The sequence below is a fragment of the Fibrobacter intestinalis genome (assembly GCF_900167415.1).
Classification (GTDB): Bacteria; Fibrobacterota; Fibrobacteria; order Fibrobacterales; family Fibrobacteraceae; genus Hallerella; species Hallerella intestinalis.
The window spans coordinates 41,421-55,746 of record NZ_FUWU01000019.1 but is presented as its reverse complement, the minus strand read 5'-3'; the positions used below and the strand labels follow the sequence as shown (position 1 = coordinate 55,746).

The following is a 14,326-nucleotide window of genomic DNA, read 5'->3' as shown; positions in this document are numbered from 1 at the left end:
TCATATTTTAGAAATCCTTGCAATATTTTCACAGGGTAGAAATCAGTTTTTCCCAATAGTTATGCGGGCTGGACGGGATTTTAAGGGAGGACTATATAGGAAAGCAATCTTTTAAATACGCATCGCACATCACGTGACTCTCGGCGTTCATTCCTCGCCATAACTATTAGCGGCTAATTTTTTAATCGCTAGTCTCCTAGCCTTTGCAGAGGCTCGCCACCGATTTTAAAAGAGGCGTTCTTCCCAGCAAAATGAAAAGCGTAAATCCGTTTTATCAAAAAATCATGAAAATTTGGAACGACGAAACCATAAATTTCCCGGTAAAATTTTATCCCAAACGCAGCCGACGACATTCACTTGAAAAGATTTCTTGAATTCATATGCGGAACGACAAGAATTTTTAGAGCAAAATACTTCTGCCGTTTTTCCAAAGGAATCGTTTACAATCCCCTAAAAAACTATCTTGCAGAACATGATTGCTTTACCCATTTTATCTACCGTAGCAGCTCTTGCCATTGCGATAGAACTGGTGCTGACCTGGAAAGAAATAAAACCAGAAATGCGAAAAGCCCTGGTTCTTCCCTCGCTGTTTCAAATTTTTGCGATTTACGTTGTTTTAGCTCAAGGAGGATGTTCCCCACGATGGATTCCCGAAGGCATTCAATCCGGCATCTGCTATTTTTTCAGCATTTATTTGACCTTTACTTCGATTGTCACCTTCTGCGCTGTCGGTAAAAAGCACAGCTTCAGAAATGCCATCCTATGGAGCATAGCCTCACTCTGCTTTTGGATTTTATCCATTTGCGGATGAGTCAAACTTTTTCGCTTCAACGTTCCGTAGCATTCGCCTTCCAGCTTTTAAATCCATGCCAGAATAGAAAAATCCCGAACGGATGTTCGGGATTTTTTTGTCGCTAAAACAGACTAGGCTTGCGGCGGCTCTGCGGGAGCATCTCCCTGCGGCTCTGCCGGTTTTTCCTGATGCTGAAGTGCCTTGATCGAAAGCTTGACCTTTCCCTTCGGATCAATGCCGAGACAGAGAACGGTAACTTCGTCACCCACGTGAACAATATCTTCGACCTTTTCGACTCGATAGTCGGCAAGTTCGGAAATATGTACAAGTCCATCTCGTCCGGGAAGAATTTCAACGAATGCGCCAAACGGCTGAATCGTTTTGACTTTTCCCTTATAGATGCGACCCGGTTCGGGTTCGGCAGTCAGCTCTTCAATCATACGGCGACAGATGGCACCAGCCTTGGCGTTCGGTGCCGCGATATCGATATCGCCAGATTCTTCGATATTGATTTGGCAACCCGTCTGCGCCTGCATTCCCTTGATAACGGAGCCACCGGAACCGATGACGTCGCGAATCTTGCTTGTCGGAATGCGCATCTTGAGCATGGTCGGAGCTTTCGGAGACAAATGGTCTCGCGGAGCCGGAATCGCTTCCTTGATTTTGCCCAAAATATGCAAGCGGCCTGCACGAGCCTGTTCCAAAGCGCTGCGCATCAATTCCGGGGTGATGCCCTTGATCTTGATGTCCATCTGGAACGCAGTGATACCTTCTTCAGTACCCGTGACCTTGAAGTCCATATCGCCAAGGTGGTCTTCCGTTCCGGTAATGTCGGTGAGGATTTTGATCTTGGCATCATCGGCATGACCCGTTTCGGAAATGAGTCCCATCGCCACGCCCGCAACCGGAGCCTTGATAGGAACACCGGCGTCCATCAACGAGAGAGTTCCGCCACAGACGGATGCCATCGAAGAGGAACCGTTGGATTCCAAAATTTCCGAAACAATGCGAATGGTGTACGGGAAATCTTCCGTGACGGGAAGAACCGCCTTGAGCGAACGTTCCGCCAAGTGGCCGTGCCCGATTTCACGACGAGACATGCCGAGCTTTTTGCATTCCCCGACGCAGAACGGCGGGAAGTTGTAATGGAGCATATAGCTCTTGGAGCCTTCGCCCTGCAAGGTTTCGTAGCGCTGTTCATCGGCCTTGGTGCCGAGAGTGCAGCTGACCAGAGCCTGGGTTTCGCCGCGCTGGAAGACGGCGGAGCCGTGCACGCTTGGAAGGAGTCCCAACTGAATTTCAATCGGGCGAACCTCTGTCGTGGCACGACCATCGATACGACGACCTTCATTCAAAATCATCATACGCATCGTCGTGCGTTCCAATTCGGCAAAAATGGCCTTCGCATCGGCGAGGAGCGCCGGATCCTGGGCATCGCCTTCACCGATAATCGAAAGAATCTTGGGATCAGCGACGACCTTGGCTTCCAGTTCGGCCATTTTCGGATAAAGCTGCGTCTTCACCATATTAGCGTGAAGCGCCTCGTTCAATTCGTCAAAAATGACTTCCTTGACCGTGGAAACGAGCTTTTCATGCGCTTCGCCCTTGTTCTTCGGGGTGAGGACCATTTTCGGCTTGGCAAATTTGGCGACGAGTTCAGCCTGTGCTTTGCAAAGAACCTTGATCGCTTCATGCCCGGTCGTAATCGCCTTGATCATCGTATCTTCGGAAACTTCGTAAGCACCGCCTTCCACCATGCAGACCGAGTTTTCCGTACCGGCGACCACGAGATCCAGATCGGCTACAGAAACCTGTTCATAGGACGGATTGACAATGTATTCGTCTCCGATGACGGCAACACGAACCGCCGCAACCTGTTCTTCAAACGGCAGTTCGGAAAGACCGATGGCCAAAGACGCCGCAGAGACACCGAATACGTCCGGCGCAAACTTCTTGTCCGCAGAAAGGACGTTTACAATGACCTGTACTTCACGGGTGAAGTTTTCCGGAAACATCGGACGAATCGGACGGTCGATGATACGGGCGGAAAGAATTTCCTCGTCGCTCGGACGGCCCGCTTCACGCTTATTATATCCACCAGGAAGACGTCCGGCAGCATAAGCCTTTTCGCGATATTCCACAGTCAGCGGGAAAAAGTCTCCGTCCTTTTCCGGTCCAAAGCAGACCGTAGCCAGAACAAAGGCATCTCCGATTTTAACAACCGCAGATCCCGAAGCCTGCTTGGCAAGACGCCCCGTCTCCAGAACGACTTCCGTTCCGTCGGGGAGCTTTGCCGTCGCCTCTTTAGGCGCTAGCATTTGATATTCCATAAGCATCCTTAAAAATTAACCGCGGAGGCCGAGGTCTTTGATAAGCTGACGAGCCGCATTGATGTCCTTATTGCTGAAATACTTCAACAGATTTCTGCGCTGGGCAACCATCAAGGACAAGCCACGAAGAGAATGGTGGTCATTCTTGTTGGCCTTGGCGTGTTCCGTGAGGTTCTTGATTCTTTCCGTGAGAATCGCAATCTGTACACGGACGTTTCCGGTATCGTTTTCATTAGCGCCGAACTTGGCGGTGAGTTCCTGAATCTTTTCTTTTGTAATGGTAGCCATATGCCGTCCATTTCCTTTTTGGTTTTATGTGAAAGAATTACTTTTAGCCCCATCTCTGCCTGCACCCAGTGGAATTTGGCGATTCTGGTCTGCAGATCCGGGACAAATGCAACTACTTGGCGCAAAAAATAGAAAATTGTCCCCGCCGTCAAGCGAACTTCTCCACAAAAGACGCCCAAATACGGATATTCGCCGACATGGATGGGCAAATGGACGAATTCAAGGTTGCCGGTGATATTGAGTGGGCAGTTGGGAAGTTGGAAGTGAGAATTCAGTTCTCTGTTCCGACTCCCAACTCCTAACTCTTAACCGGTCCCTGCCCTTCGATAAACTCAGGAACCGCCTGTCGAAGGGCAAGCAAATCGGGTGGAGTTTTGTATATAAGTCCCAAATTTTAAAAATGGCCTAAAACCACTTCTGGGGAATTTTTTGCACGACTTGCCGCATTTCCTCTGGGAAATTGGCAGCCATAAACCACTCCGAATTTTTGCCAGGAATGGCAATCTGTGCGCGATAGGCGAAAAGCATCTGCGTGTGCGCGCCCAGAATCCGGAAATCGTCTTCCGAAAGCGGCCCTTCGACGAGTTTCAAATAAAACGACCCGTCAAAATCGTAAAGTTTGTCCCCGACAATCGGATGGCCAAGGCTCGCGAGATGCGCCCGAATCTGGTGCTTGCGACCCGTGAAAAGTTCCGCTTCGACAACGGAAAAAGGGGCTTCGATATCGCCGATGTTTTCCCGAAATTCCGCCACTTTGCGAAAAACGGTTTTGCAGGGCTTTCCATTTTCGCGAGGGAACATCTTGATGCGAATCTTATGCTGCGGATCTTCGGCTAAAGGCAACTCGCAAACCGTTTCGCCTTCGGGGAAACTCCCGCGGACAACGCACAAGTACAACTTGCGCAAAAGAATGTGCTCCAGTGATTTTTCAAAGCGCTTTAAAGTATCCGCATTCATCGCCAAAACCATGATGCCGCCCGTGTCCCTGTCCAAGCGGTGCATCGGCGAAATTTCATCGTTTTGAAAAGCGCGGCGCACGACTCCGGTAAACGTATTGTAAAAGATGCGGCCCGTATGGTGCACAGGGATTCCCGCCGGTTTGGAAAGAATCAAAAAATCGTCGTCGCGATAGAGCGTTTCAAAATGCGTAGGCACTTCCGGTTCGGCGTAATCGTCCACCCGATAGACAATTTTATCCTTGGCCTGCACAATCGTTTCGGGACTTGCCACTTCGCCGTTCAAAGTGACTACGCCGTTTAAAATCTTTTGCCGCCATGCGTCCCGGGAGAGGTAGGTAAAGCGGGCTGCCAGCGCATCTACAAGGAAAAAGCCTCGCTGTTCGTTGCGGACGACGCTTTCAAAAAAAAGAGTGCTCGGAACTTCGTTCATAGACGGTACAAATTATTGTTTCGGATATAGTCGAACACTTTTTCATCCAGGCCTTCCGGCTTTTTTCCGGAACCAAAGAAAAGTTCCTTGCGGATTTCGCTGCTCGCATATTTGCCGTCAAAATTCTGTTCGCGTCCTACCCAGAACATCTGCGCATAGCCTTTTGCCAAGTGCCCCGCCATGTCGGGTTTCGGAGAACCCCGGCGTTCAAAAACAATCAGTTCAAATTCTTTGAGGAGCTGAGCACCGTTAAATTCCGTTCCAAAAAAATGCAAGGGATCCCGCCAATGCGGAATGCCCAGATAGCTGTCCGCCCCGACAAGGAGCCGGAAATTCACGCCCGGAAATTTTTCGCGGAACAAACTCATCGAAACATAGGAACCCCGATAATCTCCCATGTTCAATTCCATTTCAGAAACACGAATGCGCGGATCGTCGCCCACCACCAGATCCAGCATGGCAAGCCTATCTGCCGGAGAGGCAAAAAGTTTTTTGTCCCATCTGTCGGGACTCGGAACAAACCAGAGTTCATCGCAAAGTTTTAAATCCAAGCAAAGGCGGGCAAGGCGAACATGATCCCGATGAACCGGGTCAAAAGCTCCGCCGAAAATAGCGACCGATTTAGAAGACATAGACCATAAAACCGACATTAAATTGAAGACGGCTTCCTTTTACACGCAAATCCGCGACCGGATCGTAATGGGAAAGAATCCAGCGGTATTCCAACTCCGTGACGATAGCCGCCGTGGGAAGCACCTGAAAAGTCGCCCCACCCCCAACACCCCATTCATACCAGGTTACGTCCCCGATATTGGAGAGCTTTCGGGCGCGGGAAAAAGACCCGATGAAATAAGGACGTCCGGCTCCGCCCGGCGCGATATTCAAAGAGACGTTCAATGCCCGGGAACGAACCGAAAGATGATCGCCCTCGCCGTCCGTTCGCGAATAATTGTAAATGCCATAGCCCAAGCGCAATGCGCCTATGCCCTGCAACCAGATGCCGACAAAAGGAGTCATCCTGTTTAGCCCCGCCCCTTCCGAACCGTCATCCAAAATGCCGTAACCGGATTCCGCGACAGCGCCGACAACAAAAGGCATTTTTTGAGCAAAAGAAGCCGAGAAAAAACAGAGTGCCAAAAACAGAATTTTTTTCATGGTCCCTCTAAAAATGGCGCTGGAGAAGGAACGTCGAGAGAGACCGAGGATATTTCGACGGGTTCGGCAACCGATAAGACACCCCGAAAAGCGGAGCAACGAAGCAACCCGAAACAGCGCAACGCGTCGCAACCGAATTTTTGAAAAGGCATTTTTAGAGAAGGTCCTATCATAGAACAAGCACAAGGAGCAAGAAGGCACTCAAAAAGATATTCAGCAGGGCGTCCGCTTTGAGAAGCCCGTAAAAGCGTCTGGAAAGCGTACGTTCCCTGTGGATGACAAGGCAATGCAGCTTGTCCGAGAAGCAGCAGGAAAGCGTAAATTTCGCAGCCATTAAAGCGAGAAACCACAAAGTGAAACCGGCGAGATGCGCCAGCACGACATAACCCAGCGCCAGAAAGCCGTTTTGCAAAGTATTGATCCGGCGGGTCGCATCAGGAGGGGCTTCGTATTCCGCAAGCATCTGCCGATAATCCTGCATTTTCTTTTGAACCGTGCTAAAGCCATCGATAAGGCGAGAAAGGCTGTAACCAAATAGAACTACAGACGCCAAGATCAAAACGTAGGAGCAGATATCCACCATCGCGAGTCAATATAATTTATTCTCGAGGGCACAACCATCTGCGCGCCGTTTCCAACGTCCAATTCTTGCGCCGGGCGTATTCCAAAAGCTGGTCTTCGCCAATTTTCCCGATGGAAAAATAGCCGCTTTTCGGATGCGCAAAATAATAGCCGCAAGTCGCATTTTCGGGAATCATCATAAACGAGTCCGAAAGAGCGATCCCCGTTTTTTCCTGAACCCGCATCGCTTGCCAAATCGGCAGTTTTTCCGTATGGTCCGGGCAAGCCGGATACCCGGGAGCAGGCCTTATTCCAAAGGGTTCCGCATTTTCCGGCAAATAGCCCCAATACTTTTTCATCACGTCCAAGTGCAATTTTTGGGAAAAAGCCTCGGTCAGGCGACCGCCCAGCGATTGGAGAAGTAGCGCCGAATATTCATCGCCTTTCTTTTTGAACTCTTCCGACTGTTCCGCGATCTGGAAACCGGCGGAAACCGCAAAGAGTCCCATGTAATCCGTTTCCTTCGGGTTCACAAAATCCGCCAGCGATCGATTTCTGCAAATGCCACTGCGCACTTCCTGTTCCCGCAAAAATTCAAAGCGGAACGAGCCAAATTCGGAACGCAATTCCAGAGTTTCTCCATGGCGATTTACCGGAAACACTCCACAGATTCCATTCGCCCGAATCCACTTTTTCGCTATCGCCTTTTGAAGCAATTCTTGCGCATCGCCGTAGAGTTTCCGCGCGGCTTCCGCCTTAGGCGAGTCCCCTTCCAAAAGTTCCGGAAATTTTCCCGGAATCCGCCAGCCGTAAAAAAAGTAAAACCAGTCGATAAACGGAACCAGCTCTTCGAGATTCTGGTCGAGAATCACCTGCACGCCAGGCATTTTAGGGGGCGGCGACGAACGCCATTTTATTTTTTCGTCTTGCATTTCTGCGCACCAAGGGAGTTCCTTTCCCAAAAAATACCATCCGTATAACCCTGAATGGAATTGTCCGATTCCGCCAGCTCCAATCTTTTTTCCGCAAGGCAGGCGTATTCCAGATTTTGCTCGATTCCACAAAAACGGCGGCCCAATTTTTTAGCGACAACGCTTGTCGTCCCGCTTCCCAAAAAGGGATCAAAAACCATATCGCCCGGATTGGAAGAAGCTAAAATCAGTTTTGCCAAAAGCTTTTCCGGTTTCTGGGTGGGATGATCCGTATTTTCGGGCATACTCCAAAAGGGAATGCTGATGTCGTCCCAAAAATTCGATGGAGCCGTATCACGAAATTTTCCGCAATCCGAATCGAGCCAATCCTTTGGAAGGCCATCCGTTTTATAGGGAGCGATTACCCGTCGGCGCAAGCGCACCGCGTCCGCATGAAAGGTGTAAGCATTCGGATTTTTGACGGCGAACCAAATATCCTCCATGCTGTTTTTCCAGTTTGACAAAGCCCCTCGTCCCTTTTCGCGTCCCCAGGAAATGCGGTTCATCACCGTTAATTTGTTTTCAATAGAACGCTGAATTGCCGACGTGCATTTCCAATCGCCACAAACGTAAAGCGAGCCCTCCGGTTTCAAAATCCGGACAAGTTCCCCCATCCAAGAATCGAGATAGGCTTCGTAATCCTCAGACGACATGGCAGAAAAGCGGTTGCCATTAAAATTTTTGGAAAGGTTGTATGGCGGATCCACAATGAGCAAATCCGCAAAAGAGGACGGAATCTTGGGAAGGACTCGCAAAGAATCCCCAAGAATCGTTTTTTCGACAAGCGTCGGCAAGGAATTTTCCCCGGAATCCACAACAAGCCGCTTTTGCAAGCGAGCGATTTCTTCGGAAGAAATGGTCAGCGTCCGATTGCGAGGAGCCCGAGTTTTAGAGTTCAGCGAGGCCATAGGTCATAAAGGGACTGTTCGTCGTTCACCAGCATTTCGCGGGGCTTGGAACCGCGTTTCGGTCCGCAGACTCGCAACCTTTCCAGCTGATCCAGAATTTTTCCCGCACGGCTGAACCCGACAGAGAAATGGCGTTGCACTTCGGAAGCGGAAAGGGAGCCTCGCTCCATGCCGTAGCGAGCGACATCCATGGCCAACCCGTCAATTTTACCAGACAGATTGGCGGCGCCGTCGGCGTTTTCGGCATCCTCGGCAGGATCGTCCACGTCAAAGGACTCCAATCTTTCAAAATGCACATTCTGGTCCGCGCAAAAATCCGCCAGCTTCTCCACTTCTTCATCCGTCAAAAAGCCGCCGTGCACACGAATCGGTTCCGGATCGTCCCCAGAACGGTAGAGCATATCGCCCCGACCGAGCAGTTTTTCTGCACCGCCCCGATCCATTACGGTCCGGGAATCCACAAGGGAAGCGACCTTAAAACTGATTCGCGCGGGAAGGTTCGCCTTGATAAGCCCCGTAATCACATTGACCGAAGGACGCTGCGTCGCAATGACCAGATGGATTCCGACCGCTCGCGCCTTTTGCGCAATCCGGGCGATGTATTTTTCCACTTCCTTTCCCGCCACCATCATCAAATCGGCAAGTTCGTCGATGACCACGACGATATAGGGCATATTTTCCATGATGTCCGTGGGCATCGGAGGGATATCCTTTGGGTCGGGAATTTCGGGAACCACCTGAAGAGCCGGAGATTCCCCGCTGGCAGTCGCCCGTTCCACCTCTTGCCGGTTTTCTTCTTCGATTTTTTCGGCAAGGGCCTTCGCCGATTCGTAAGCCGCCTTCTTTTCTTCTATCTGGCGAATCAATTCCTGCTGTTCCCGGCGTTTTTGATTATAGCCGACCAGATTTCGCACTTTATACTGAGCGAGAACTTCATAACGGCGATCCATTTCCACACAGCCCCAACGCAAAGCGCTCACGGCGACATCGGGCTGCGTGACCACCGGAGCGAGCAAATGCGGAATGTTCTCGTAGAGTTTCAATTCCACGACTTTCGGGTCCACCAGAATCATCCGCAATTCATCGGGAGACTTGCTGAAAAGAAGGCTCGCCATCAGCGTGTTGATGCAAACCGACTTGCCCGAACCCGTCTGACCGGCAATCAAAATGTGCGGTGCGCGGCAAAGATCCATCGTATAAGAATTTCCGGTAATGTCCTTGCCCAAAGCGATAATCAATTTATCCGGCTGCGGTTTAAATAGAGGGCTTTCAAAAATCTCCCGACAATAGACCGTCTGCAATTTGCGATTCGGCACTTCCACGCCGACCAGGGACTTTCCGGGAATCGGAGCCAGAATCCGAATGGACTTCGCTTTCAGCGCCAGGGCCAAATCTTCATGGAGAGTCGTAAAACGCGAGACCTTCACGCCCGGCCCGGGTTCCACTTCAAAACGGGTAATCATCGGTCCCGTCGAAATGCCCAGAACTTTCCCTTTCACTTTAAAATTTTCCAATTGCTCTTCTAACTGGTGACTGATTTCATCCAGTTCTTCCGCCGTATAGTCTGGCTTCTGCTCCGGCGGCGTATCGAGAATTTCGGCGACCTGGGGAATCACATATTCGTCATAGCGCAATTCCGTTGTCGTATTTTCCGCGGTCTGAGGGGACTCCGACGGCAAATCCGCCGCAGATTCTTCTGCGGGAGCCTTTACTTCCTGAAGATTTTCCGGACCGATCTCCTCGGGCAAATCTTTCTTGGCAAAATCGTTTCCGCGCACCACAACGCCTTTAATTGTCGGACGGCTATGGCGGTCGTTTTCCCAATTGTTCATTTGCTGAACCTGACGCAAGTGGGCAATTTCGTCTCGCAACGCTCGGACTTCCAAGGCGCCCATGCGCTTTTCGTTTTCGCGCAAATAGCGTTCCTTCTCTTCGATTTCCCTCTCCGCCACATTGGAAGAAGCCTCTTCGTTGGAAGGCGTTTCCGAAGCGGTCGCCTCCGGACTCACCAAAGACGGCGTTTCCGTTTCTTCCCGGAACGGAGCGGGCTGCTCTACAGGAAGAGTTCCGTCAAATGCGCCTGCGACTCCGCGAAACGGTTTCGCTTCGATGCCCAACATGGTATAATCGCTATTCCATTCGTTCGCTTTCGCCGCCTTGGCTTTTGCTTTTTCCAAAGATTTTTCCGCAGTTCCTTTTGTTTTTTTCAAATCCGATTTCGGGCTTGCAATTTCCTTTTCCGAACGGGCGAACATCCAGCGGACAAAACCGGCAAAGCCGACAAAAGGCATTTTTAAAAATCCCAATTTCGCCAACGGGAAATGAAAAAAGGCTACAAAAACAACAAGGAGAACTAAAAGCAAAAAGAGGAACGGCAGGACAAAATTTTCTTTTCCAAAAACAGGCCAAAGCAATGTGTGCACCAAAAAGAAACCGAAACGACCTCCCGACGCATACAAAGCTTCGTCATTTAAAGACAGGTTTCCGGAATGGGCGGCGAGCAGAGAAAATATCGCCGGGCAAAGAACGCAAAGGATGGATATGCCGAAACAAACTTTTAAATATTTCGGGCATTCCCTGGAAAGAAGAATCCAAATTCCCCAGCATATCGAGCAGACGGACACCATGGTTGCCGAGAACTTTCCAAACACATAAATAAAAGCCTGCGGAACCGCTGTCCCAAAAATCGGGCCAAGCCCATTTTTTTCACTGCCGATAAACGAGACCAGCGAAACCAGCAGCAAGAATCCAAAAGCCAGCAATATAACGCCCAAAATCCGTCTGGGCGTTTTCGGATCCATTTGCTTTCCCTTTTGTTTGGAACGTTTTTTCATACGGGAGCAAATATAATTTATTTTCCCGAAGGATTTTGCCTCGGTGCAAAAGCAAAACCGTTCCTTTGAAAATGCGCCCCCGAAAGCGACGCGGCGAACCGCCAACATTTCCAATTCGCCGGAAGAAATTGGAAACGGAAGACGCTGCAAAACAAGTTAGTGGTTAGTGGAAAGTTAGGAGAATCGATTTCTTCTCCGCCGCTTGCACTGCCGCATCATTCATTTTCTTTGCTATGTTTTGCTTGTGAAATTCAAGCATCCCAAAAAAATCAAGCGCACATTGGCAGGGCTCCTCGCCGGCGTTATCATGACGCTAGTCCTGCTTCTGATTCCCTCCGACATTCTTCACCGTGCCGAATACATTTTTTACGACGGATTTTCCAAATATCTCTCCGACCATGAAGAAAGCCATTCCGAGGACATTCTGATTGTAGATATCGACGAGAACTCTCTTTCTAAATATGGTCCCTATAACGAATGGACGCGGGAAACCCACGCCAAAGTCGTACAAAATTTGGAAAAAGGCGGAGCGGCCGCCATCGCATTCGACATCCTATTTAAAAACGCCGACTTCGGAAACAGAAATGCCAGGCGCACCGAAAAAGTACTCGGCGAACTTTACCCAGATCGCGATTGGCGTGCGGACTTCAACAAAATCCGCCAGTCCTACGATTACGATTCCATTCTGGTGAGAACCATCGCCCAAAACAACAACGTCATTGTGTGCGGAACATTCAGCTCCAGAACGGACTACAAGCACCAATCGCAATGGATGCCCCTTAGCACGGGAAATCGGGCAAAGCAAATCCGTTCCAGACCGGTATTTCAGCTAGAGCAAGTTTCCGACCCCTCTCAAATCGAAGAGAAAGATCTTCTCGACAATGTTTTCCCGGAGCTTTCCAACGCGTCCAAAAATTTTGGAGTCGTCAACGCGACCCCTGACGACGACGGCATTGTCCGCCGAATGCGCCTGTTTTACCGCTTTCCCAATTCCGCAATATGGCCCGAAGAAAAATCCCAGGTTTACCCGATTCTTTCCATCTCGGCCCTGATGCATCTTTTTCAGGCGAATCCGGATTCGGTACAAATCATTCCGGGGAAATACGCCGATTTGGGAAAACCTTTCGCCATTTACCGCGACAGTTCCGGAATTTTACGCACAACCTATCCGCAAATCACCTACCCGATGATCCGGCATCTCCTGCAATATAAATCGCTCCTTTCCCAGGAACCTCAGGACAGCCTCGCCGAAAATTTCGTAGAAATCACGTCTCAAGTCCAAGCACTCAAAAACGAAGATGGAAACGTCACCATTTTGACCAATGAAGGCGACTTCGATATGGACGACGAAGAATTGAGCGATTACGACAGGGAAATCATCCGCTTTTTCCAACCGGAAATCCAAAATCTGCGCGAAGGCGAAAGCAGCTGGCTCTCCGCCCTGCTGGATTTCCACTACAGCAAAAAAAAGAAACGCTGGGTTTCCAACTTCTCCATTTTCTCGCCCGATGTCCTCGCCGAAATTTTCCAAGCCGACACCAATCAAATCCGCGGACTGAAACCGGGTGAAGAAATCCGTTTTGGCAAGCGAAAACAAGTCCCCATCGACGAACACGGGGATTTTATCCTGCACTACAAAAGCGCTTACAACATTCCCGCACAGCAGCGTACCTTTCAGCACCTTTCCTATTACGACGTCATCGAAGGCAGGATTCCCCCCGAAACCTATCAGGGAAAAATTTTCATTTTGGGCAGTGCGGCTCCCGCCATGTTCGATTTCTACAACGCGCCTCAAGAAGATCATTTCCCCGCCGTCCTCGTCCACGCCACCATCATGGACAACATTCTGAACAACGATTATATGATTTCGGATTTTCCCCATCCGGCTTTATACATCGTCATGGCGATTCTCGCGATTCTCATCGGCCTTTTTGCCTTCCAGTATCTGGCGATTCTGCTTCTTATCTGCCTGATGATGTTAAACGTCTTCATTTCGTTCCACTTTTTCAAAAACGGCTTCTATATCGGCTGTGCAACATATATCATCGAAATTTTCTGGGCGTTCCTCGGTTCCTTCCTCGTCCGCTTCTATTTTGAAAACCGGGACAAGACGTTTTTGGACAAATCCTTCAAACAATATATTTCCAGTGTTTTAATCGACCAGATGCTGAATAGCGAAACGCTCCCGAAACTCGGCGGAGAAAAGAAATACCTGACCGCCTATTTTACGGACATCCAGGGATTTTCTTCCTTTTCGGAAAAGATAGGCGACCCCGAAAAACTGGTCGTCCTGTTGAACAGCTACCTGAGCGTCATGACGGACATTCTCAAGGAAGAACACCAGGGAACTTTGGACAAATACGAAGGGGATGCCATCATCGCCTTTTTCGGCGCGCCATCGCCTTTGAAAAATCAACGAAGAAACGCTCTCCTCTGCGCCCTTTCCATGCAAAAGAACCAGTTGCTGCTGCGCGCCCGCTGGAAAGCCGAATCGGAAAACGGCAAAGCGGACTGGCCGGATTCCGTTTACAAAATGCACACGAGAATCGGCATCAATTCCGGGGAAATCGTCGTCGGCAACATGGGTTCGGAAACGCGGAAAAATTATACCATCATGGGCGACGCCGTGAATTTGGCTTCCCGGCTGGAAAGCATCGCTAAGCAATACGGCGTTTACATTCTAGTGAGCAAGGAAGTCCTGACCGGAGAACAGGATCCCGACGACAAAACGGACTACCGAAACGAATTCATCACCCGATACATCGACAAGGTGAATGTCGTCGGCAAAACCGAACCCGTTCAAATCTACGAACTGTTGGCTTCAAACACCGACGAAGACGCGGGCCAATTCAAGCTCCTGGTCTCCTTCTGGAAGAAAGCGCACGAACTCTACTTTGCCGAAAAATGGGACGAAGCCATTGCCGCATTTGAAGAGTGCAAACTTTTGGAACCCCATACGCAAGAAAAAGATCCGGGTTCTCCGCCCACGCCCTCCGAAGTCTTTATTGCCCGCTGCCAGACGTATAAATTAAATCCTCCAGTCAAAGCAGGAGAAGTCTGGAACGGCGTGTATAAGGCGACAGAAAAATAAAGTCCG

11 protein-coding genes are annotated in these 14,326 nt (G+C 49.9%); 2 read left to right on the top strand and 9 right to left on the bottom strand.

Features of this window, described 5'->3' with window-relative positions; genetic code table 11:
* The first annotated feature begins 472 nt into the window (after nt 1-472).
* Complete coding sequence (locus B5D40_RS06910) at nt 473-811, top strand: hypothetical protein (RefSeq protein ID WP_078776323.1); 339 nt, start codon at nt 473-475, stop codon at nt 809-811.
* A 113-nt stretch (nt 812-924) separates the two neighbouring features.
* On the opposite strand, the gene pnp is transcribed toward B5D40_RS06910, so the two are convergent.
* The 9 genes from pnp to B5D40_RS06860 form a co-directional block, all read right to left on the bottom strand.
* Nucleotides 925-3,123 (bottom strand): polyribonucleotide nucleotidyltransferase, encoded by a 2,199-nt coding sequence (pnp, locus tag B5D40_RS06905; RefSeq protein WP_233134248.1) that lies wholly within the window; start codon nt 3,121-3,123, stop codon nt 925-927.
* A gap of 15 nt (nt 3,124-3,138) precedes the next feature.
* A complete protein-coding gene (gene rpsO, locus B5D40_RS06900) occupies nt 3,139-3,411 on the bottom strand; it encodes a 30S ribosomal protein S15 (RefSeq protein ID WP_073302082.1) in 273 nt (90 codons plus the stop codon).
* A 405-nt stretch (nt 3,412-3,816) separates the two neighbouring features.
* A complete protein-coding gene (locus B5D40_RS06890; RefSeq protein WP_078776321.1) occupies nt 3,817-4,800 on the bottom strand; it encodes a pseudouridine synthase in 984 nt (327 codons plus the stop codon).
* Complete coding sequence (locus tag B5D40_RS06885) at nt 4,797-5,432, bottom strand: nicotinate-nicotinamide nucleotide adenylyltransferase (RefSeq protein WP_073302087.1); 636 nt, start codon at nt 5,430-5,432, stop codon at nt 4,797-4,799. The genes B5D40_RS06890 and B5D40_RS06885 overlap by 4 nt, the downstream gene beginning before the upstream one ends.
* A complete protein-coding gene (locus tag B5D40_RS06880; protein WP_073302089.1) occupies nt 5,422-5,955 on the bottom strand; it encodes a hypothetical protein in 534 nt (177 codons plus the stop codon). Before B5D40_RS06880 ends, B5D40_RS06885 begins: the two co-directional genes overlap by 11 nt.
* Nucleotides 5,956-6,124: 169 nt before the next feature.
* On the bottom strand, nt 6,125-6,538 hold the full coding sequence (locus tag B5D40_RS06875) for a hypothetical protein (protein ID WP_078776320.1): 414 nt from the start codon (nt 6,536-6,538) through the stop codon (nt 6,125-6,127).
* Between the two features lie 16 nt (nt 6,539-6,554).
* The gene (locus tag B5D40_RS06870; RefSeq protein ID WP_078776319.1) at nt 6,555-7,448 is read right to left on the bottom strand and encodes a vitamin B12 dependent-methionine synthase activation domain-containing protein; all 894 of its coding nucleotides are present in this window, start codon (nt 7,446-7,448) and stop codon (nt 6,555-6,557) included.
* Nucleotides 7,430-8,395: a DNA-methyltransferase gene (locus B5D40_RS06865; protein ID WP_078776318.1), complete on the bottom strand. Its 966-nt coding sequence runs from the start codon at nt 8,393-8,395 to the stop codon at nt 7,430-7,432. Before B5D40_RS06865 ends, B5D40_RS06870 begins: the two co-directional genes overlap by 19 nt.
* Nucleotides 8,383-11,229, bottom strand: coding sequence for an FtsK/SpoIIIE family DNA translocase (locus B5D40_RS06860; protein ID WP_158222102.1), 2,847 nt, complete (start codon nt 11,227-11,229; stop codon nt 8,383-8,385). Before B5D40_RS06860 ends, B5D40_RS06865 begins: the two co-directional genes overlap by 13 nt.
* A 244-nt stretch (nt 11,230-11,473) precedes the next feature.
* Here B5D40_RS06860 and B5D40_RS06855 point away from each other — a divergent pair, with 244 nt between their 5' ends.
* Entirely contained in the window at nt 11,474-14,320 is a 2,847-nt protein-coding gene (locus tag B5D40_RS06855) for an adenylate/guanylate cyclase domain-containing protein (RefSeq protein WP_143394397.1), read from the top strand.
* Nucleotides 14,321-14,326: the final 6 nt, after the last annotated feature.

Coding starts and splice junctions, on each gene's coding strand:
- B5D40_RS06910 (WP_078776323.1), top strand. CDS start 473: ATGATTGCTTTACCCATTTTATCTACCGTAGCAGCTCTTGCCATTGCG.
- pnp (WP_233134248.1), bottom strand. CDS start 3,123: ATGGAATATCAAATGCTAGCGCCTAAAGAGGCGACGGCAAAGCTCCCC.
- rpsO (WP_073302082.1), bottom strand. CDS start 3,411: ATGGCTACCATTACAAAAGAAAAGATTCAGGAACTCACCGCCAAGTTC.
- B5D40_RS06890 (WP_078776321.1), bottom strand. CDS start 4,800: ATGAACGAAGTTCCGAGCACTCTTTTTTTTGAAAGCGTCGTCCGCAAC.
- B5D40_RS06885 (WP_073302087.1), bottom strand. CDS start 5,432: ATGTCTTCTAAATCGGTCGCTATTTTCGGCGGAGCTTTTGACCCGGTT.
- B5D40_RS06880 (WP_073302089.1), bottom strand. CDS start 5,955: ATGAAAAAAATTCTGTTTTTGGCACTCTGTTTTTTCTCGGCTTCTTTT.
- B5D40_RS06875 (WP_078776320.1), bottom strand. CDS start 6,538: ATGGTGGATATCTGCTCCTACGTTTTGATCTTGGCGTCTGTAGTTCTA.
- B5D40_RS06870 (WP_078776319.1), bottom strand. CDS start 7,448: ATGCAAGACGAAAAAATAAAATGGCGTTCGTCGCCGCCCCCTAAAATG.
- B5D40_RS06865 (WP_078776318.1), bottom strand. CDS start 8,395: ATGGCCTCGCTGAACTCTAAAACTCGGGCTCCTCGCAATCGGACGCTG.
- B5D40_RS06860 (WP_158222102.1), bottom strand. CDS start 11,229: ATGAAAAAACGTTCCAAACAAAAGGGAAAGCAAATGGATCCGAAAACG.